The organism is Kitasatospora sp. NPDC094016 (assembly GCF_040304045.1).
In the GTDB taxonomy this organism is placed as follows: domain Bacteria; phylum Actinomycetota; class Actinomycetes; order Streptomycetales; family Streptomycetaceae; genus Kitasatospora.
Map to the genome: position 1 here is coordinate 82,160 of NZ_JBEOUK010000011.1, position 20,794 is coordinate 102,953.

The following is a 20,794-nucleotide window of genomic DNA, read 5'->3' on the forward strand; positions in this document are numbered from 1 at the left end:
GAGGGAGATGATTCCTCGTCAGGCGTCAGTGGTGCTACCAGAGCACGTCCTACTTTCAGTAGGAAGAGTCCGTGCGACCCGGGCCTGGCGCTCCAATTGTCGGATGAGGTCCGGTGCCTTTCAATGGGCGCCGGGCCTTGTTTGCTTTTGGGGTGCGGGTTGGTCGGGATTCGGTGTGTGGGTGTGGGGCTGGTATTGTTCTGGGTGTCGCGAGGGAGATGATTCCTCGTCAGGCGTCAGTGGTGCTACCAGAGCACGTCCTACTTTCAGTAGGAAGAGTCCGTGCGACCCGGGCCTGGCGCTCCAATAGTCGGACGGGGTCCGGTGCCTTTCAAAAGGCACCGGGCCTCGTCCGCTTTTTCGGGGTGTCGCGGTGCGCGGTCAGGACTTGGTGAGGCGGGCGGGTTCCGCCGGGGTCAGGGTCAGGCCGGTGGCGGCTGCGGAGTCCTGATGGTTTCGGGGCGGCTGGCGCCGGGGATCGGCAGGGTCGCCGGTGAGCCGGCCAGGAGCCAGGCCAGGGCGACCTGCTGGGGGCTGACCTCGCGTTCGGCCGCGACCTTGGCGAACTCCCGGGCCGGGGTTCAGGACGGCTGGCGGTCCGAACCGAGTTCGCGGGAGATCCGCAGTCCGGCCTGGGCGACGACGGGACCGAGGGCGCGGACGCGGGCGGCGGTCATGCGGGAGGTCAGGCCGGAGACCGACAGGGCGGCGGTGACCTCGCCGGCGTGGTCGAAGATCGGTGCGGCGACGCAGCGGACCTCGGGTTCGTTCTCGCGGTCGTCGATGGAGTAGCCGCGGGCGCGGATCCGGGCGAGGTCGGCGCGCAGCCGGGTCTCGTCGGAGATGGTCCAGGCGGTGACCGGGCGCAGGCCCGCGGCGACGACCTCGGTGACGGCCTCGTCGGGCAGCCAGGCGAGGATGGCCTTTCCGGTGGCGGTGCAGTAGGCGGGGGCCCGGCTGCCGACGCGGGAGGCCATGCGGACGTTGGTCTCGTCCTCGACCTTGTCCAGGTAGACGATTCCGGGGGCCTGCCAGACGGTCAGGTGGACGGTCTCGCCGGCCTCGCGCTGGAGTCGGCGCAGGTGTTCGGCGGCGACGCTGCGCAGGTCGAGGGTGGAGAGGTAGGCCTGGCCGAGGCGCAGTGAGCCGTGGCCGAGCCGGAACCAGCCGGTCTCGCGGTCGCGGTCGAGGAGGTGCTCGTCGAGGAGCGGGCCCGCGAGCCGCAGCACGGTGCTCTTGTTGAGGCCGAGCGCTTCGGCGAGTTGGGCGAGCGGGACGCCGCGCCCGTCGCTGTGGTCGCGGACGTGGCCGAGGACGGCGAGCGCGCGGCGCAGCGAGGACGACTGGTTGCGCTCGGTCGCGGGTTTCCGCCCGGCGGCCGCGCCCGGGGGTCGTTCGGCCGCCGCGCCGGCGGGTCTGTCGGCCGCCGTGCCCGCGGGTCGCTCGGTCTCCGCGTCGGGCCCCGTCTCCGTCATGGGTGGTCCGTCCCCTGTCTCGTTCCGCTGTCGAGTGCTACTGCCATGTACTGCTGCCGCGTTCTGCTGCCGCGTTCTGCCGGTGTTCCCCCGCTCGACGGCGGCGGTTGTCAGAAGGTACCCGTTCGCGTCCGCAACGCCGCTTCTTCGACACAACGTTGTGCAGTGCAAAACTTCCCGAACCCCCTCTTGTTGGCGTCGATCGCCCGCGCTTAACGTCCCTGCCATCGAGCAGGCGACGCCGCCCCACCCGAACGGTCCGCCCTGCCGCACCCCCGTACCGGTCTGCCCGGGACGCCCCCCAACGCGTCCGGGCAGTCCTCCACCCACACCCACCATCGGCCCCGGTCAGGGCCTGCTTCGACGTACCCGTCCCCAGCGGAGCACGTCTCGGCGGCAACTGTCGGGAGGGGAGGTTCTTTACCCATGCGACTCATCAGACGGACTGCCGCGGCCGCCGTGCTCGCCGCCAGCTGCCTCGCCGCGACCGCCTGCGCGCCGGGCACCGCCGCGCCGGCCGGCGACAAGGCCGCCGACGACCGGACCGGCACCCTCCAGGTCTGGCTGTACAACGAGGCGGGCAACGCGGCCAAGGAGGCCGTGGTCGGCAAGGCGGTGAGCGAGTTCCAGGCCTCCCACCAGGGCGTCACCGTCAAGGTCAGCTACATCGACACCGACGCCTCCGCCCGCGCGGCCAAGATGAAGGGCGCCTTCAACGACCCGGGCAGTGCCCCGGACCTGGTCGAGTTCGGCAACACCGACCTCCCGGGCTACGTCGCGGCCGGCGGTCTCGCCGAGATCGGCGCCGACCTCGACAAGTGGCAGGACAAGGGCGACCTCGACCCGGCGATCGTCAAGACCGCCGTGGTGGACGGCAAGACCTACGGCCTGCCCTGGTGGATCGCGGTGCGCGCGCTCTACTACCGCAGCGACCTGTTCACCGAGGCCGGGCTGACCCCGCCGACCTCGTACGCCGAACTGGTCACCGCCACCCAGAAGATCCACGCGGCGAACCCCGACACCTTCGGCATCGCCGTCGGCGGCAAGTACACCTTCGGGGCGCTGCCGTTCGTCTGGGACGCGGGCGGCGACATCGCCGCCAAGGATGGTTCCGCCTACAAGGCGGCCATCAACTCGCCCGCCTCGCAGGCCGGGATCAAGCGCTACACCGACCTCTTCGGCGCCGACGGCTGCCCCGCCCAGCAGTGCGCCGACCTGACCGGCGGCAAGACCGTCGACCTGTTCGCGGCCGGAAAGTCCGCGATGGCGATCCTGCCCAACTCCAGCCGCAGCAAGGTCGACGGGGGCCCGGTGAAGGGCAAGTACGGCGTGGTGCCGCTGCCCGGGGAGAAGGCCGGCTCGATCGCCCCGGCGTTCGCGGGCGGCAACAACCTCGGCGTGATGAAGGCGGCCAAGCACCGCACGCTCGCCCTCGAGTTCGCCGAACTGCTGGCGGGCCCGGCGTACCAGGAGCAGATGTACGACGCGATGGGCAACCTGCCGACGCTCAAGTCCGTCAGCGGCAAGGTCGCCGCCAAGGACGCCTTCCTGAAGCCGTTCACCGACACCATCGCGGCCGGCACCAGGTTCGTCCCGCTCGACCAGGCGTGGGCGCAGATCGACGCCCAGGCGGTGATCCCGACCATGCTGCAGCAGGTGGTCACCGGCAAGGCGGACGTGGCGAAGGCCTCGGGCGACGCCGCGAACCAGATCACCTCGGCCTTCGCCGCGCACTGACGGCGCCCGAGCACCCCCCAACCTCTGGTCCCGTACCACCTCCTGGTCCCGCACCGACCTCCTGGTCCGCGGAAGAGAGCAGGTCCCGCACGTGTCCGCATCCACCACGACCGCCCCGACGGCGCCGCCTTCCCCGCGCGGGCGCCGTGGGGGCACGGCGCCGGCCGCACCCTCGGGCGGCCGGCGCCGCCGGCCCCCGCTGCTGCTGCTCCTGCCGGCCGCGGTCATCCTGATCCCGCTGGTCGCCTACCCGATCTACCAGCTGGGCCTGCTGTCCGTGCTGGACTTCGGGCAGGCTCAGGCCTCCGGGGGCGCCCCGACCTCCTTCGTCGGCTTCGGCAACTACTCGAAGATCCTGAGCGACGGCCAGTTCTGGTCGGTGCTGCTGCAGACGGTCGGTTTCGCCGCGTTCTGCGTGGTCGCCACCCTGGCCGTCGGCGCGACCCTCGCCGTCCTGCTGACCAAGGTCGGGCGCTGGCCCCGGCTGGTGCTGACCACCGCCGCGATGGCGGCCTGGGCGGCGCCGGCGATGACCGGTTCGACGGTGTGGAGCTTCCTGTTCGACACCAACCTCGGCCTGGTCAACCACACGCTGGTGAAGCTCGGGCTCACCGGCTTCCACGAGTTCAACTGGTTCTACGACAAGTGGACGGCGTTCCTGATCGTCGGCGCCGTCGTGGTGTGGCACTCCTTCCCCTTCGTGATGGTCACCCTCTACGCGGGGATCCGGGCGATCCCGGAGGAGATCATGGAGGCCGCCGCCCTGGACGGCGCCAACACCTGGACGACCTTCCGCCGGATCACCGCGCCGATGCTGCGGCCGATCCTGACCATCGTGGTGATCCAGTCGGTGATCTGGGACTTCAAGGTCTTCACCCAGATCTACGTGATGACCGAGGGCGGCGGCATCGCCGGCCAGAACCTGGTGCTCAACGTGTACGCGTACCAGAAGGCGTTCGCCTCCTCGCAGTACGGGCTGGGCGCGGCGATCGGCGTGATCATGCTGCTGATCCTGGTGATCCCGACGGTCCTCTACATCCGCACCCTGCGACGGACGGGGAACGAACTGTGAGCACCCTGAACCCCGTCCGGAACTCCCGGACCCATGCCGGCGGAACCGGCGCCCCCCGGAGCCGCGCCACCCGCAACACCCGCGGCCGCTGGCGGTTCGCCGCCAACGCCGGCGCGATCGTGCTGGCCGTGGTCACCGCCTTCCCGATCTTCTGGATGGTGCTGTCCGCGTTCAAGCCCAAGGGCGAGGTGCGGTCGCTGGACCCGAAGCCGTGGACGGCCCACCCCACGCTGGAGAGCTTCCGCCAGGTGCTCAGCGTGGACGGCTTCGGCCGGTACTTCGTGAACAGCCTGGTGATCGCGGTGTCGGTGGTGGTGCTCTCGGCCGTCGTGGTGTTCCTGGCGGCCGTGGCCGTGACCAGGTTCCGGTTCAGGTTCCGCACCACCATCATGGTGATGTTCCTGATCGCCCAGATGATCCCGGTCGAGGCGCTGACCATCCCGCTGTTCTTCATGTTCCGCGACGCCGGGCAGTTCGCGCCGGGCATCGGGCTGAACACCCTCGCCTCGCTGATCCTGGTGCAGTTGGCGTTCTCGCTGCCGTTCGGCATCTGGATGATGCGCGGCTTCGTCGCGGCCGTCCCGGTGTCGATCGAGGAGGCCGCGCAGATCGACGGCGCCAGCCGCACCCGCATCCTGTGGCGGATCCTGCTGCCGCTGGTGGCACCGGGCCTCGCCGCGACCAGCGTGTTCTCCTTCATCGCCGCGTGGAACGACTTCGTCTTCGCGAAGACCTTCATCATCAGCGCCACCCAGAACCAGACCCTGCCGTCCGCGCTGCTGGTCTTCTTCAAGCCGGACGAGAACGACTGGGGCGGCATCATGGCGGCGTCGACGCTGATGACGGTGCCGGTGCTGATCTTCTTCATCGCGGTCCAGCGCAAGCTGGTGTCCGGGCTGGCGGGCGCGGTGAAGGACTGACGCCGACCGGAGCGGTGAAGGACTGACGCCGACCGGGGCGGTCGGGCGGGCTCCCCCCCCCGCCCGGCCGCCCCGGCGGTCGTGCCACGCCGTGCGGCCGGTACCGGACGCCGATCCGCGGGCCCACCGGCCGGGCCGTGTCCGAGGCGGAGGTTAGGCTTCCGCCATGCCTGGCCGGCACCGGTGGACGGGGCTTCCCTCCCGGGTGCGGCGGCCGGCGATCATCCACCGCGACGGCGGCTCCGCCGCACAGATGGGGAAGACGATGAGCAAGCCCACGAGGACGGCCGCGCAGCCGCCGGCGGCACCCGGTGCCGACAGTCACGACCTGATCCGCGTGCACGGCGCGCGCGAGAACAACCTCAAGGACGTCAGCGTCGAGCTCCCGAAGCGGCGGCTCACGGTGTTCACCGGCGTCTCCGGCTCCGGCAAGAGCTCCCTGGTGTTCGACACGATCGCCGCCGAGTCGCAGCGGCTGATCAACGAGACCTACAGCGCCTTCGTCCAGGGCTTCATGCCGACCCAGGCACGGCCCGAGGTCGACGTGCTGGAGGGGCTGACCACCGCGATCATCGTCGACCAGCAGCGGATGGGCGCCGACCCCCGCTCCACGGTCGGCACCGCCACCGACGCCAACGCGATGCTGCGGATCCTCTTCAGCCGGCTCGGCCAGCCGCACATCGGCTCGCCCAAGGCGTTCTCCTTCAACGTCCCCTCGATCAGCGGGGCGGGTGCCGTCACCGTCGAACGCGGCGGGAAGACCGTCAAGGAGCGGCGCAGCTTCAGCATCACCGGCGGCATGTGTCCGCGCTGCGAGGGCCGCGGCAGCGTCTCCGACATCGACCTCACCCAGCTCTTCGACGACACCAAGTCGATCTCCGAGGGCGCGATCACCATCCCCGGCTGGAAGACCGACAGCTGGTGGACGGTCGGGATCTACGCGAACTCGGGCTTCCTCGACCCGGACAAGCCGATCCGCAAGTACACCAAGAAGGAGATGCAGGACTTCCTCCACCGCGAGCCGACCAAGGTCAAGGTCAACGGGGTCAACCTCACCTACGAGGGGCTGATCCCGAAGATCCAGAAGTCGATGCTCAGCAAGGACCGGGACGCGCTGCAGCCGCACATCCGGGCGTTCGTCGACCGGGCGGTCACCTTCACCGCCTGCCCCGACTGCGGGGGCACCCGGCTCAGCGAGGCGGCCCGGTCGTCGCTGATCGGCGGGACGAGCATCGCCGACGCCTGCGCGATGCAGATCAGCGACCTGGCCGCCTGGGTCCGCGACCTCGACGAGCCGGCCGTGGCGCCGCTGCTCGGGACCCTGCGGCACACCCTCGACTCGTTCGTGGAGATCGGGCTGGGCTACCTCTCGCTCGACCGGCCCGCCGGCACGCTGTCCGGCGGCGAGGCGCAGCGGGTCAAGATGATCCGGCACCTCGGCTCGGCGCTCACCGACGTCACGTACGTCTTCGACGAGCCCACCACCGGCCTGCACCCGCACGACATCCAGCGGATGAACGAACTCCTGCTGCGGCTGCGGGACAAGGGCAACACGGTGCTGGTCGTGGAGCACAAGCCGGAGACCATCGCGATCGCCGACCACGTCGTCGACCTCGGCCCCGGCGCCGGGACGGCGGGCGGCTCGGTCTGCTTCGAGGGCACCGTCGAGGGACTGCGGTCCAGCGGCACCGTCACCGGCCGCCACTTCGACGACCGGGCCGCCGTCCGCAAGGCGGTGCGCGAGCCGAACGGCACCCTGGAGATCCGCGGCGCGACGGCGAACAACCTGCGCGACGTCGACGTCGACATCCCGCTCGGGGTGCTGACCGTGATCACCGGCGTCGCCGGCTCCGGGAAGAGCTCGCTGGTGCACGGCTCGATCCCGAAGGGCGCGGGCGTGGTGTCCGTCGACCAGGGCGCCATCCGCGGCTCCCGACGCAGCAACCCGGCGACGTACACCGGGCTGCTGGAGCCGATCCGCAAGGCCTTCGCGAAGGCCAACGGCGTCAAGCCGGCCCTGTTCAGCGCCAACTCCGAGGGCGCCTGCCCCAACTGCAACGGCGCCGGGGTGGTCTTCACCGACCTGGCGATGATGGCCGGTGTGGCCAGCACCTGCGAGGAGTGCGAGGGCAAGCGCTACCAGGCCTCGGTGCTGGAGTACCACCTCGGCGGCCGCGACATCAGCGAGGTGCTCGCGATGCCGGTGACCGAGGCCGAGGAGTTCTTCGGCACCGGCGAGGCGCGCATCCCGGCCGCGCACCGCATCCTCGCCAACCTGGCCGACGTCGGGCTCGGCTACCTCAGCCTCGGCCAGCCGCTCACCACGCTGTCCGGTGGCGAGCGGCAGCGGCTCAAGCTGGCCACCCACATGGCCGAGAAGGGCGGCGTCTACGTCCTCGACGAGCCGACCACCGGCCTGCACCTCGCCGACGTCGAGCAACTGCTCGGGCTGCTCGACCGGCTGGTGGACTCCGGCAAGTCGGTCATCGTCATCGAGCACCACCAGGCGGTGATGGCGCACGCCGACTGGATCGTCGACCTCGGCCCGGGCGCCGGCCACGACGGCGGCCGCATCGTCTTCGAGGGCACGCCCGCCGACCTGATCGCCGCCCGCTCCACCCTCACCGGCGAGCACCTCGCGGCCTACGTCGGGGGCTGACGGCCCCGGCGGCCGAACCCTTCGGTGGTCGAACGCCCCGGCGGTCGAGCGTTTCGGCGGCAGGGTGGTGCCACGCCCCGGGCACTACCCTGCTGCCATGGCGATCCACGGCTTCGGGGCCACCGAGTTCCAGCTCGTGCTGCTGCGCCGGATGGCCGACTTCAACCCGGAACTGGTCGAGCAGGCCGTGCGGCGGCTCGGCGCGACCCGGGCCGCCATGCGGGAGGTGAACAAGCGCTGGCAGGCGATGGTCCGCTCGCCCCGGTTCCCGCGCGGCGCCGACCGCTGCGCCGCCGTCCTCGGCCCGCCGCAGGCGGTGGTGCCGCGCCGGATCGGGGACCTCGCCTGCACCGCGCGGCAGTGGGCGCTGCCGCTCTGGCCCGAGCTGCGCTTCGAGAGCCTGCTCGGTCCGGCGCAGGCCGGGCGGCCGCTGCTGAACGAGTGGCTGGTGCGCGGCCCGGACGCCCCGGCGCCCGGGCTGCGCACCCTCGCCGACCTCACGCCGTGGAGCTGCGTGGTCGCCGACCTGGGCGCCGCGTTCCCGCCCGCCCGGCCGCGCGAGGGCAGCGCGCCGACCCGCTTCCAGCTCGACTTCACCGCCCCGGACGCCGACGGGCGGGCGCGCCCGTGCACCGCCGACTTCACCTGGGGGCTGCTCCAGGAGGTCCGGCCGGACGGTTCTTAGGCCCGGGCCGGGTGGACGGTCCGCCCGCCGACGACCGTGCGCTCGGGCCGCAGCTCGCGCAGCACGTCCACCGGGCAGCTCAGCGGATCGACCGGCCACACCGTCAGATCGGCCAGTGCCCCCGGCCGCAGGCTGCCGCGCTCGGCGCTCTCGCCCATCAGCCGGGCCGCGTGGACGGTGTGCAGCGCGACCGCCTCGGCCCGGTCGACGGCGTGCTCGGGCCCCACCACCCCGGCGGTGGTCCGGCGGGTCGTCATGCCCCACACCGACACCATCGCGCCGTACGGGCCGACCGGGAAGTCCGAGCCGGCTGCCAGCAGCGCGCCCTCGTCGAGCCATTCGCGCAGCGGGAAGATCCCGGCGGTCCGCTCCTCGCCCCAGGCCCGCTGCTGGGCGAGCGCGCCGTCGTGCAGCAGCGGGTGCTGCACGGTGACGGGGATGCCGAGCGCGATCGCCCGGGCCCGCTGGTCGGCCCGGGCCAGTCCGCCGTGCTCGACCACCAGCGTGCCGGGCGGCAGGCCGGGGCGCTGGCCGAGCACCTCCTCGAAGACGTCCAGCAGGGTGCGCAGGCCGCGGTCGCCCCAGGCGTGCACGCCGACCCGCCAGCCGCGCCCGACCACCCGGTCGACGGCCGCGACCAGCTCCTCCGGCTCCCAGAGCAGCCGGCCGTGGTAGCAGGGCCGGTCCTGGTACGGCTCCTCCAGCGCGCCGGCCTCGAAGCCGCCGTCGATGCCGAACTTCACCCCCCACAGCCGCAGCAGGTCGTCGTCCTCGCCGGCGGCGCGCCAGGCGTCCATCCGGTCCAGCAGCTCGTCGACCTGCTCGGGGGTGCGGGCGGCGAAGCCGGAGACCAGCGCCCGGACCCGGACGGCGAGCGCGCCGGCCGCCCGGGCGGCGAGCAGCACGTCGAGGTCCTCGACCGGGACGAGGCAGTCGCGGACGGTGCCGATGCCGGTGGCGGCGTAGTCGGCGGAGGCGGCGCGCAGGCCGGCCACCCGTTCGGCGAGCGCGGGGCGCGGCAGCACCCGCTCGACCAGTTCGACCGCCTTGTTGACCAGCCGCCCGGTGAGCCGCCCCCGGTCGTCGCGTTCGAGCAGGCCGCCGGGCGGGTCGGGGGTGTCGTCGGTGATGCCGGCGAGGCGAAGCGCGGCCGAGTTGAGCACCATGTTGTAGGCGCCGCGGCGGACCAGGACGGGGTGGTCGGCGGTGGCCTCGTCCAGTTCCGCGGTGGTGGGCAGCCGCTGCTCGGCGAGCAGCACCTCCTGCCAGTTGACGGTGGTGTGGATCCACTGGCCGGGCGGGGTCCGGGCGGCGCGTTCGCGGATCAGGCCGAGGAAGGCGGCGAGGTCGCGGGCCCGGTGGACGGGGACGCCGTGGACGCTGTGGCCGGCCAGGATCAGGTGGGTGTGGGTGTCGTCGAAGGCGGGCAGCACCGTCGCGGCGGGGGCGTCCAGGACCTCGGTGGCCGGTCCGATCAGGTCGTCCAGGCCGTGCGGGTCGGGGGACAGGGCGGTGATCCGCGCCCCGGTGACGGCGATCGCCCGCTGCGGCGGCCGGCCGGGGACGAGGGTGTGGACGGCGGCGGCGCGGACGAGGAGGTCGGCGCGGACGAGGAGGTCGGCGGGGGCGGGGTCGGTCATCGCGGCTCCTGGTGGGGTGGGGCGCCGGCCGGCAGGCCGGTGACCTTCTCGACGTGCCGCAGACTGGGCTCGGCGAGCAGCGCGTGCAACTCGGTGAAGACGGCCCGCGCGGCGACGGCGTTCCAGTCGGCGGGCAGCAGCGGCTCGGGCAGGCCCGGGTCCAGGTAGGGCAGCCGGCGCCACTGGGTGAGCATCGGGACGTAGTCGCGGAACGCCTCGACCGGGTCGACCCGCGGCCGGCCGCGCAGTTCGGCGGCGACCGGGCGCCAGGCGTCGTCGAAGGCCGCGTACTGCGCCTCGATCGCCGGGAAGTCCCACCAGCCGGCCACCGCGGTGCGCAGTTCGGCGAAGCCCGCGTACTCGGCGGACAGGAACAGGTGCACGTAGGCGCTCAGCCCGAGGCGCTCCAGCAGCCGCCGGGCGTCCGGCAGCAGCCGGGCGGGCGCCAGCCAGACGCCGGGGGCGGCGTTGCCGAAGCCGAGCCAGCTCAGCCGGGAGCGCAGCTGGTGGCGGTGGGCGCGTTCGGACTCGGGCACCGAGAAGACCGCGACCACCCAGCCGTCGGCGAGTTCGGCGGGCTCCAGGCTGTGGAAGATCCGGCGGTCGCCCTCCTCGAACACCGGGCCCATCGCCGGGGCGAGCCGGTAGCCGGTGCCGTCGCGGCGCTCCTGGAACAGGGTGCCGGCCTTCTTCAGCCGGGAGATGGCCGAGCGCACCGCCGGGCCGTCGACGTCGAGTTCGGCCATCAGCGCGATCAGGTCGGCGATCGAGATCCAGCCGCCGAGGCGGCGCACGAACTCGCCGTACACGGTGTGGATGAGGGAGCTGGGCCGGGTCGTGCTCTCCGACATGGTGCGCCTCCTCCCCGGCAGCTCGTGGTGATCATAGCGGTGGGAGCCCGGCGTCAGGCGTCCGCGTAGGCGCCGGAGAGCAGGTGCCCGGCGCCGGGGGCGACGGCCGGCAGGCCGAGGGCGCGCAGCAGTTGGTGGGTGGTGCAGATCGCCGCCGAGACGACCGGTTTGCCGAGCTGTTGTTCGGCTTCCTCGACGGCGGACAGCGAGGGCAGTTGCACGCAGGCCGAGAGCACCACCGCGTCGGCCTCGGCGTGGGCGAGACGCCGGGCGATGGCGGGGAGCCGCGCCGGGTCGTGGGCGGCCACGTCGAGGTTGTCGGGGATCTCCAGGGCCGCGTAGTCGAGCACCTCGATGCCCTCGTGGGCCAGGTAGTCGACCACGGTCCGGGCCAGCGGCCGCAGGTACGGGGTGACGAGGGCGACCTTCTTGGCGTCGAGCGTGTGCAGGCCGGTCACCAGGGCGCCCGCGCTGGTGACCACGGGGGCGGGGGCGCCGTTCTCGGCGGTGCGCCGGTGCAGGCGCTGTTCGGCCTCGCGGTGGTAGCCGGGGCCGGTGGCCATCACGGCGACCAGGCAGGCGTAGCCGAGCACGTCGACCCGGGCGTCGGAGAGTTCGGCCGCGCAGCGGTCGGACTCGGCGTCCATGGCGCGCAGTTGCTCGGGGGTGACCCTGGTCATCCGCATCCGGCTGGAGTGGAAGGTGAACCGCTCGGGCGCGACCGCCTCGCGGGCCCGCAGCAGGGCGGGGACCTCGGTCTCCATGGTGACGTTGGAGCTGGGGACGATCTGGCCGATCCGGTAGGTGGTCATGGGGTGCTGGGGCTCCTCTCGGGAGCTGGCCGGGGTGGGGCGCTCGGCTCAGCGGGCGTCGACCACCGGGTTGGCGAGGGTGCCGATCCGCTCGATGGTGGCCTCGACCAGGTCGCCGGGCTGGAGGAACTGCGGCGGCACCAGGCCGGCGCCGACGCCGGACGGGGAGCCGGTGGCGATCACGTCGCCCGGTTCGAGGGTGACGCCGGAGGAGATGTCGGCGATCAGTCGGGCGATGCCGAACAGCATGTGGCGGGTGTTGGAGTCCTGCCGCAGCTCGCCGTTGACCCTGAGCGAGAGGTCGAGGTCCTGCGGGTCGGGGATCTCGTCGGCGGTGACCACGACCGGGCCGAACGGCGCGTAGCTGTCCTGCCCCTTGGAGAAGAACCACTGCCCGGAGCGGCGCTGGTCGCGGGCGCTGACGTCGTTGACGATGCTGTAGCCGAAGACGTGCCGCCAGGCGTCCCGCTCGGCCACCCGGAAGGCCGGTTCGCCGATCACCACGGCGAGTTCGCACTCCCAGTCGAGCTGCTTGGTCAGGTCGGCGTTGTGCCGGATGGGCTGGCCCGGGCCGGTGACGGCGGTCGCGGGCTTGCTGAACAGCACCGGCCGGTCGGGCAGTTCGCGTTCGGTGTCCAGGGTGCGGTGCGATTCGGCGACGTGCTCCACGTAGTTGAGGCCGACGCCGACGATCTTGCCGGGCCGCAGGGGCGCGCGCAGCGACACCTCGGCGAGCGGACGGACGGCGGGGTGGCCGGGCCCGGCGTGGGCCAGCAGCGTGCGGGCGGTGGTCAGCGCGGCCTCGCCGGCCCGGACCAGGCCGAGCAGGTCGTCGGGCAGCCGGGTGCCGGCGGCGGTGGCGAGGGCGGTCAGGTCGGCGACCTGGTCGCCGAGCCGGGCGCCGAGCCGGGCGCCGAGGCGCGGGGACTCGTCGCCGTCCGCGCAGTAGGTCAACAGGTGCATGGTCGGGGCTCCTCGGGGGTACCGGGCGGTGGTGGGCCGGGGTGTTTCCTGCGGGTCAGGCCGGGCCCTGGTGCCCGTCGTGCGCGGGGTGGGCCTCCTCGCGGTAGAGGCCGAGCGAGTGCATCACCGGGAAGTCGTTGAAGGAGAACAGGCAGGCGTCCTCGCCGGGGTCGAGGTTCGCGTGTTCGTGCCAGGCCCAGGACGGGACGACGAAGACGTCGCCCTGCTGCCACTCGAAGCGCCGCCCGGCGATCACCGAGACGCCCCGCCCCTTGGCCGCCGTGTAGACCACCGAGCCGGTGTGGCGGTGGGCGCGGGTGGCCTGGCCGGGGCGCAGCAGTTGCAGGTGGGCGGCCATGGTCGGCATCACCGGGCCGCCGGTGACCGGGTTGGTGTACTCCATGATGACGCCGTCGTACGGCGATCCCCCGGTGGCGCGGGCGAGTTGGCACAGCGCGTGGTAGCTGGGCTCCCAGGGCCAGCCGAGCAGGGGGGAGTAGGGCCTGCTCCAGGTCTCGACGCCGTACGGGAGCAGGTTGCCGCCGTAGCTCAGCAGGGAGGAGTTCACCACCGGGCCGGGCCGCTGGTACAGCTCCGGGTGGACCTCGTAGAAGTTCGCGTCGAGCATGTTGACCAGCGGGATGTCCAGGCCGTCCTGCCAGATCACCGGGGCGTCGTCGGACTCGTTGCCGTGCTCGTGCCAGGAGTTGTTGGGCGTGATGGCGAAGTCGCGCGGGCCGACCCTGAGCTTCTGGCCGTCCACGACCGTCCAGGCGCCGGTGCCCTCGTGGACGAAGCGCAGGGCGGCGGCCTGGTGGCGGTGCGCGGTCATCGCCTCGCCGGGGCCCATGATCTGCAGGCCGGTGTACAGCAGGCCGACGGCGGCGCTCAGTTCGCGGCGCCCGGGGTTGACCAGCATCACCACCCGGCGGCCGGCGTCGTCGGCCTTGACCAGCGGCAGCGCCTTGCGGACCAGCGGGCGCAGGTCGGCGTAGCGCCAGAGCACCGGCACCGACTTGGGCTGCGGGTACCAGGGCTCGATCTCGTTCGCCACCGTCCACAGGGCGCCGGCCTCGTGTTCGGCCAGTTCCTGGTAGTAGGCGGTGAGTTCGGGGCTGTCGGTGACCCTGGCGCGGCCGAGCCGGTCGTCGTCGTGGTCGGCCGGGCGCCCCTGGTCGGTGGTGTCGTGGGGGTCGGTGGTGCCGTCGTGGCTGGTCATGCCTGCTCCTCCGGGAACACCAGCGGCCGCAGTGGGCGGTTGTCCACGTGCAGCCGGAAGACGTCGAAGCGGTTGTAGTGGCCGACGATGTCGTGCATCTGCTTGGGCTGGATGCACCGGCCGAGGTCGATCTCGGCGTAGACGATGCCCTCCTCGTCCACCAGCGGCTCGCCCACCGGGCGTCCGTCGGGGCCGAAGACGCCGGACAACGCGCTGCGCGGGCGGGCGAGTTGCTTGCGCACCTGGTGGTCGTCGCCGGCGATCAGGTCCACCATCTCGGGCGAGATGGTGGAGCAGGAGACCACGGTGAACAGCTTGCCCTCGAAGCAGTGCGCGGCGGCGCGCAGCGCGATCGCCTCCGCCATGTCGTAGTCCTCGGGGGCCACCGGCAGGGCGATGTAGCTGGCGGCGTGGACGAGTTCGCCCTGGGCCAGCAGGGTGAAGCGGGCCAGGGTGTTGGTGTTCTCGCCGCAGGCGAGGGCGCCGAGCGGGCCGACGGCCGTGCGGTGCACCCGCAGGGAGCTGCCGTCGCCGGGCGTCCAGGTCAGCTTCTCGGCCCAGGTCGGCACCAACTTGCGGTGCACGTCGAGGAGTTCTCCGTCCGCGCCGATGATCAGCAGGGTGTTGTAGAGCACCCCGAGGCTGTGCCGGCCGCGTTCGTTGACACCGATCACCAGCACCACGCCGGCCTGCCGGGCGGCGGCGCGCAGCGTGTCCACGTACGGGCCGGGGACGTCGACGGCGGCGCGGTAGAGGCGCTCGTACCAGGGCGAGCCCTGCACCGGGTTCATCGTCCAGTTCCAGTACGGGTAGCCGGGGACGAAGACCTCGGGGAAGACCACCAGGGCGGCGCCGTGGCCGGCCGCCTCGTGGATCAGGGCGACGGCCTTGTCGACGGTGGCGGCCGGGTCCAGGTAGACGGGGGCGGCCTGGACGGCCGCGGCGGTGAAGCGGGGCAGGTCGGGCATGGTTCCTCCTCGGCTGCTCAGCGCGGTTCGGGGGTGGGCGGCGGCCAGCGGCGGTGCACCGGCGTGGCGGGCTCGGCCAGCAGGTGCAGGCGCGGTGCGACCCGGTCGGCGTTCGGGCCCGGTGGTCTGCGGCTGCCCGCCGACCAGGGACCGGGCCAGTGCGCGCCCGGACCGGTGTAGCCCTGCTCGGCGGCGGCGTGCAGCGTCCAGAGCGGGTCGTACAGCTGGGCCCGCCCGATCGCGACCAGGTCGGCCCGCCCGGCCAGCAGTACGGAGTTGGCGTCGTCGTGCCCGGAGATCGCGCCGACCGCGATGGTCGGCAGACCGGTGGCGGCGCGGATCAGCTCGGCGAACGGGGTCTGGTAGCCGCGTCCGTACGGCGGCCGCTGGTGGGCGACCACCTCGCCGGTGGACACGTCCACCGCGTCCGCCCCGCCGTCGGCCAGCGCGCGGCCGGTCGTGACGGCCTCCGGTCCGGTGGTGCCGCCGGGCGCCCAGTCGCAGGCCGAGATCCGCACCAGCAGCGGCCGCCCGGCCGGCCAGACCGCGCGGACGGCCGCCAGCACCTCCAGCGGCAGCCGCAGCCGGTGCGCGAGGCGGCCGCCGTAGCGGTCGGTGCGGTGGTTGGTCAGCGGGGAGAGGAAGCCGGAGACCAGGTGGCCGTGGCCGAACTGCAGCTCCAGCGCGTCGAAGCCGGCCCGCGCCGCGCGTTCCGCCGCCTCGGCGAAGTCCGCGACCACGGTGGCCAGTTGGGCGGCGGTGGCGGCGTGCGGGGCCGGGCTGTCCGGGCCCCACGGGAGCGGGGAGGCGGCGAGCAGTGGCCAGCCGTCGGCGAGCGGGCGCCCGATGCCGTCCGGGCCGGGTGCGGCGGTGGCGCCCCGGCGGCCGGCGTGGGTCAGCTGGAGGCCGACCGGGGTGTCGCTCACCGCGCGGACGGCGTCGACGAGTTCGCGCCAGGCCATCTCCTGGCGGTCGTTCCACAGCCCCGGGCAGCGGTCGGTGGCCCGGCCGCCGGGGCTGACGGCGGCCATCCCGGCGAGGACCAGCCCGGCGCCGCCGAGCGCGTGCGCGGTCAGCTGGGCCCGGTCGAAGCCGCTGGGCAGGGTGTCGGTGGAGGTGAAGGTGGCGAGCGGGGGCACCACGACGCGGTTGCGCAGCTCCAGGGTGCCGAGCTTGAGCGGCCGGAACATCGGTGGCACACCGGGCGGACCGCCGGCGGCGGCGTCCACCGCGTCGACGAAGCCGGGGTCGCGCGCCCGCAGGTTGCCGTAGGTGACCCGACGGCTGCGGGTGAGCAGGTTGAACGCGAACCGGTCGGCGTTCTGCCCGGTGCGCCGCTCCACCGTCTCGAACCATTCCAGGCTCGCCTGCGCGGCCCGCTGGGTGGACTCCACCACCGGGCGCCGCTCCGCCTCGTAGGCGGCCAACGCCTGCTCCAGCGCCGGTTGTTCGTGCAGGCTCGCGGCGAGCGCGAGGGCGTCCTCCAGGGCGAGCTTGGTGCCCGAGCCGATCGAGAAGTGCGCGGAGTGCGCCGCGTCGCCGAGCAGCACCACGTTGCGGTGGCGCCAGTGGGCGTTGCGCACGGTGGTGAAGCGGATCCAGCGGGAGGCGTTCGGGATCAGCCGGTGGCCGTCCAGGTGCCCGGCGAGCAGGTCCGCGCAGCGCCGCACGCTGGCCTCGTCGCTCTCGCCGCGGGCCGGCTCCCGGGCGGCGAGGGCGTCGAACCCGGCCCGGCGCCAGGCGTCTTCGGCGATCTCCACGATGAAGGTGGAGCGGGTCGCGCTGTACGGGTAGGCGTGCACCTGGAGGGTGCCGAAGTCGAACCGCTCGACGATGAAGGTGAAGGCCTCGAAGACCTTGTCGGTGGCGAGCCAGATGTAGCGGCAGTGCCGCTCGTCCAGGTCGGGCCGGAAGGTGTCGGCGTAGGCCGCGCGGGTGCCCGAGTGGATGCCGTCGGCGGCGACCACCAGGTCGTACTCGGCGGCGAGCCGGCCGACCGGAGGGGCGGGGGTGCGGTAGCGCACGTCCACCGCGAGCTGCTCGCAACGCCGTTGCAGGATCGCGCGCAGCCGGTTGCGGTCGAGGGCCGCGAAGCCGTGCCCGCCGCAGGTGCGGACCTCGCCCGCGTAGCGCACGTCGATGTCGCTCCAGCGGGCGAACTCGGCGCCGATCGCGGCGAAGACCTCCGGGTCGGCCTGGGCGATGCCGTCCAGCGTCTCGTCGGAGAACACCACGCCGAAGCCGAACTCGTCCTCCCGGCCGTCGCGTTCGAAGACGGTGATCTCCCGGTGCGGTGCCAGCCGCTTGGCGAGCGCGGCGAAGTAGAGCCCGCCCGGGCCGGCGCCGATCACCGCGATGCGGCGTGCGGTGGTGGGGTGGGCCGCGGTGGTGCGTGCGGCGGTGGGGTGGGCCGCGCCGGTGCGTGCGGCGGTGGTGGTGGTGCGGGCCGCGGTGGTCACCGCACCACCTCCGGCTGTTGCGGTCCGGCCTCGGCCAGCGCGCGGCGCACCGGCGCGGGCCAGGGCTCGGCGCCCTTGGCGTTCGGCGCGGCGTGCACCACCGACATCCGCCCGGAGGCGGCCAGGCCCTGCGGGCCGTGCACCTCGAAGGCGTAGTGCAGCGACGAGCCGCCGACCCGGACCACCCGCAGCTCGGTGCGGACCAGGTCGCCGAACCAGAGCCGCTCGCGGTAGTCGGCCTCGAAGTGCACCCGGGGGATCCGCCCGAACAGCTCGGCCAGGCCCAGCCGGCGCAGCAGCGCCGCCTCCGCGGCCTCGGCCCAGCGCTGGACGGCCGAGAAGTGGTAGTGCCCGGCCGCGTCGGTGTCGGACCACTCGACCCGGCGCTCGATCGCCACGCTGGCCGGGGCGGTAGCGGCCAGCCGGCGCAGCTCGGCGCGGTGCAGCTTGCCGGTGGCGGTGCGCGGCAGCCGGGTGACGAACTCGACCGCGCGCGGGTACTTGTACGGGGCGATGGTCCGTTTGACGTGCTCCTGGAGGCTCCGCACCTGCTCCGGCCCGGCGGCCGCGCCCTCGCGCAGCACCACGTAGGCCTTCACCACCGTGCCGCGCCGTTCGTCCGGCGCCCCGACCACCGCGCAGTCGGCGACGTCGGGGTGGGCGGCGAGGGCCTGCTCGACCTCGGGGCCGGCGATGTTGTAGCCGGCCGAGACGATCATGTCGTCGTTGCGCGCCTGGTACCAGAAGTAGCCGTCCCGGTCGCGGACGTAGGTGTCGCCGGTGAGGTTCCAGCCGTTGCGGACGTAGTCGCGCTGGCGTTCGCCGTCCAGGTAGCGGCAGCCGGTCGGGCCCTTGACGGCGAGCAGCCCGGGCACGCCGTCCGGCACCGGCCGGCCCTGCCCGTCCAGGACGGCGGCCCGGTAGCCGGGGACGGGGCGGCCGGTCGCGCCGGGGCGGATGTCGCCGTCGGCGGCGGAGATGAACACGTGCAGCAGCTCGGTGGCGCCGATGCCGTCGATCAGCCGCTGCCCGGTGGCCGCGCGGAAGGCCTCCCAGAGGGCGGCGGGCAGGTGCTCGCCGGCCGAGACGCAGCGCCGTACGCCGGACAGGCGGTCGGCGAGCCCGGCGGCGAGGATCGCCCGGTAGGCGGTCGGCGCGGTGAACAGCACGCCGACCCGGTGCCGGTGGACCTGTTCGGCGAGCTGCTCGGGGGTGGCCTGCTCCAGCAGCAGGCTGGCGGCGCCGGCCCGCAGGGGGAAGACCACCAGGCCGCCGAGCCCGAAGGTGAAGGCGAGCGGCGGGGTGCCGGCGAACAGGTCGTCGGGGGTGGGGCGCAGGAGGTGGCGGGAGAAGGTGTCGGCGTTGGCGAGCACGTCGCGGTGGAAGTGCAGGGTGGCCTTGGGCCGTCCGGTGGTTCCGGAGGTGAAGGCGATCAGCGCGACGTCGTCGGCGGCGGTGGGCACGGCGGTGAAGCCGCCGCTCTTGGCGGCGCAGCGGGCGGTCAGGTCCTGGGGGCCGGGCCCGCCGAAGGCGAGCACCCGCAGGCCGGGTGTCTCGGCCCGGGCGAGGTCGTCCAGGTAGCGGTGGTCGCACAGGGCGATGGCGGGCCGGGCGATCCGGTGCAGCCCGGTCAGTTCGGCGGCCCGCAGCAGCGGCATGGTGCTGACGGCCACGCCGCCGGCTTTCAGGACGCCGAGCCAGCAGGCCACCAGCCATGGGGTGTTGGGGCCGCGGAGCAGCACCCGGTTGCCGGTGGCCAGGCCGAGGTCCTCGGTCAGCAGCCGGGCCACCCGGTCGGCGTGGTCGCGCAGTTCGCCGTAGGTCCACTGGCCGGTCGGGGTGAGCAGGCAGCGGCGGTCGGGGCCGTACCGGGCGATCGTCGCGTCGAGCAGCGCCTGGGCGCAGTTGAGCCGGTCCGGATACGCCAACTCCGGTATGTCGAATAGGAGTTCGGGCCACTGGTCGAAGGGCGGGAGATGGTCGCGGCAGAACGTGTCCACGTGCGCGGAGGGGGATAGCTCCATGGGCGGGCACCTCATCGTGCGAGCGGGAGTGAGGCCAGTATGGCGTGTTGGTGACGCCAGTCAAGAGAGCGATACACGCATTCGGGGGAGCGGGACCCGCGCGGCCTCACCGGTGGCCCCACCCGTGGCCCGGCGCAACGGCAGCCGCACCCGGCGACCGGTTCGGTCGGGGTGCGGCGGGTGCGGGTCGCTCGACGCGGGCCGCTCAGCGCAGGTCGAAGACCAGGCGGGCGGAGACCTTGCCGCCCAGCACCTCGTCGAAGCAGGCGTTCACCTCCTCCAGGCGGCGGGGCTCAAGGATGACGCGGGTGCGGCCGAGGGCGTGCAGGCGGAAGACCTCGGCGAGGTCCTGGCGGGTGCCGACGATCGAGCCGATCACCCTGGTGCCGTTCAACACGGTCTCGAACACCGGGAGTTCGAGCTTCCCGCCGGCCGGGAGTGCCACCAGCACGAGCGTGCCGCCGCGCCGCAGGGCCCCGTAAGCGGCCTGGAAGGAGGCGTTGCTGACGGCGAGGGCGATGGCCGCGTGGGCGCCGCCGAGCTGCTGGACCTCCGCCGCGACGTCCTGGGTGCGGGCGTCGAGGACGTGGTCGGCGCCGAGTTCGCGGGCCAGGGCGAGCTTGTCGTCGGTGACGTCGACCGCGATGGTCTCGGCGCCGAAGATCCGCGCGTACTGGAGCGCGAGGTGGCCGAGCCCGCCGATGCCGGAGACCAGGACCCGGGTGCCCGGGCGGGCGCCGGAGACCTTGAGCGCCTTGTAGGTGGTGACGCCCGCGCAGGACAGCGGCGCGGCGTCGAGCGGGTCGAGGCCGTCGGGGACGGGCACCACGTAGTCGCCGTGCGCCAGCGCGTACTCGGCGTAGGCGCCGTCCACCGAGTAGCCGCTGTTGTGCTGCTGGAGGCAGAGCGTCTCCCAGCCGGAGACGCACTGGTCGCAGCGCCCGCAGGCGTCGGCCAGCCAGGGGATGGCGACCCGTTCGCCGACCCGGACGCCCCGCACCTCCCCGCCGACCGCCTCGATGATCCCCACGCCCTCGTGGCCGGGCACGAACGGCGGGCTCGGCTTGACCGGCCAGTCGCCGTGGGCGGCGTGGATGTCGGTGTGGCAGAGGCCGGACGCCTCGATCCTGACCCGGACCTGGTGCGGCGCGGGCTCGGGGACGGCGCGGTCCTCGATGACCAGCGGCGCGGTGAAGTCGTGGACGACGGCGGCCTTCATGCGCTCTCCCTCGGGCGGTGGTGATGCTGCTGGCGGCTGGGCGCAGCCGTCAGCAGCATCACCCGACGGGGTGAGTGCCGCAGCCCGGACT

General features: G+C 73.5%; 15 protein-coding genes and 1 pseudogene. 5 read left to right on the forward strand and 11 right to left on the reverse strand.

The window, feature by feature from the left end:
- Positions 1-381: 381 nt before the first annotated feature.
- Both ABT015_RS13580 and ABT015_RS13585 read right to left on the reverse strand, forming a co-directional pair.
- Positions 382-566 (reverse strand): annotated as a pseudogene (locus tag ABT015_RS13580) (aldo/keto reductase); the annotation flags it as partial.
- 15 nt (positions 567-581) lie between these two features.
- On the reverse strand, positions 582-1,475 hold the full coding sequence (locus ABT015_RS13585) for an IclR family transcriptional regulator (RefSeq protein ID WP_350879089.1): 894 nt from the start codon (positions 1,473-1,475) through the stop codon (positions 582-584).
- A 426-nt stretch (positions 1,476-1,901) separates the two neighbouring features.
- Between ABT015_RS13585 and ABT015_RS13590 the strand changes: the two genes are divergently transcribed.
- From ABT015_RS13590 to ABT015_RS13610, 5 genes are all read left to right on the forward strand, one after another.
- Positions 1,902-3,212 carry an extracellular solute-binding protein gene (locus ABT015_RS13590; RefSeq protein ID WP_350879091.1) on the forward strand — a complete coding sequence of 437 codons (1,311 nt, stop codon included), beginning with the start codon at positions 1,902-1,904 and terminating at the stop codon, positions 3,210-3,212.
- Positions 3,213-3,303: 91 nt separating this feature from the next.
- Complete coding sequence (locus ABT015_RS13595) at positions 3,304-4,284, forward strand: carbohydrate ABC transporter permease (RefSeq protein WP_063350256.1); 981 nt, start codon at positions 3,304-3,306, stop codon at positions 4,282-4,284.
- 116 nt (positions 4,285-4,400) lie between these two features.
- A complete protein-coding gene (locus ABT015_RS13600) occupies positions 4,401-5,204 on the forward strand; it encodes a carbohydrate ABC transporter permease (protein ID WP_350879202.1) in 804 nt (267 codons plus the stop codon).
- 265 nt (positions 5,205-5,469) lie between these two features.
- Positions 5,470-7,863 (forward strand): ATP-binding cassette domain-containing protein, encoded by a 2,394-nt coding sequence (locus tag ABT015_RS13605; protein WP_350879092.1) that lies wholly within the window; start codon positions 5,470-5,472, stop codon positions 7,861-7,863.
- 97 nt (positions 7,864-7,960) lie between these two features.
- Entirely contained in the window at positions 7,961-8,548 is a 588-nt protein-coding gene (locus ABT015_RS13610; protein ID WP_350879093.1) for a 3'-5' exonuclease family protein, read from the forward strand.
- On the opposite strand, the gene ABT015_RS13615 is transcribed toward ABT015_RS13610, so the two are convergent.
- The 9 genes from ABT015_RS13615 to adhP all read right to left on the reverse strand — a co-directional run bounded on the left by ABT015_RS13615 (position 8,545) and on the right by adhP (position 20,703).
- A complete protein-coding gene (locus ABT015_RS13615; RefSeq protein WP_350879094.1) occupies positions 8,545-10,188 on the reverse strand; it encodes an amidohydrolase in 1,644 nt (547 codons plus the stop codon). The two genes, ABT015_RS13610 and ABT015_RS13615, sit on opposite strands and share 4 nt — an antisense overlap.
- Positions 10,185-11,039, reverse strand: coding sequence for a PaaX family transcriptional regulator (locus ABT015_RS13620; RefSeq protein ID WP_350879095.1), 855 nt, complete (start codon positions 11,037-11,039; stop codon positions 10,185-10,187). Before ABT015_RS13620 ends, ABT015_RS13615 begins: the two co-directional genes overlap by 4 nt.
- Before the next feature lie 53 nt (positions 11,040-11,092).
- Complete coding sequence (locus ABT015_RS13625) at positions 11,093-11,851, reverse strand: maleate cis-trans isomerase family protein (protein WP_350879096.1); 759 nt, start codon at positions 11,849-11,851, stop codon at positions 11,093-11,095.
- A 48-nt stretch (positions 11,852-11,899) separates the two neighbouring features.
- Complete coding sequence (locus ABT015_RS13630) at positions 11,900-12,814, reverse strand: fumarylacetoacetate hydrolase family protein (protein WP_350879097.1); 915 nt, start codon at positions 12,812-12,814, stop codon at positions 11,900-11,902.
- A 55-nt stretch (positions 12,815-12,869) separates the two neighbouring features.
- Positions 12,870-14,033: a cupin domain-containing protein gene (locus ABT015_RS13635; protein ID WP_350879098.1), complete on the reverse strand. Its 1,164-nt coding sequence runs from the start codon at positions 14,031-14,033 to the stop codon at positions 12,870-12,872.
- On the reverse strand, positions 14,030-15,001 hold the full coding sequence (locus ABT015_RS13640; protein WP_350879099.1) for a carbon-nitrogen hydrolase family protein: 972 nt from the start codon (positions 14,999-15,001) through the stop codon (positions 14,030-14,032). Before ABT015_RS13640 ends, ABT015_RS13635 begins: the two co-directional genes overlap by 4 nt.
- A gap of 17 nt (positions 15,002-15,018) precedes the next feature.
- Positions 15,019-17,460 carry an oxidoreductase gene (locus ABT015_RS13645; RefSeq protein WP_502897303.1) on the reverse strand — a complete coding sequence of 814 codons (2,442 nt, stop codon included), beginning with the start codon at positions 17,458-17,460 and terminating at the stop codon, positions 15,019-15,021.
- Positions 17,457-19,484, reverse strand: a complete 2,028-nt coding sequence (locus ABT015_RS13655) for an AMP-binding protein (protein WP_502897304.1) — start codon at positions 19,482-19,484, stop codon at positions 17,457-17,459. Before ABT015_RS13655 ends, ABT015_RS13645 begins: the two co-directional genes overlap by 4 nt.
- A gap of 205 nt (positions 19,485-19,689) precedes the next feature.
- Positions 19,690-20,703, reverse strand: coding sequence for an alcohol dehydrogenase AdhP (adhP, locus tag ABT015_RS13660; RefSeq protein ID WP_350879100.1), 1,014 nt, complete (start codon positions 20,701-20,703; stop codon positions 19,690-19,692).
- Between the last annotated feature and the right edge of the window lie 91 nt (positions 20,704-20,794).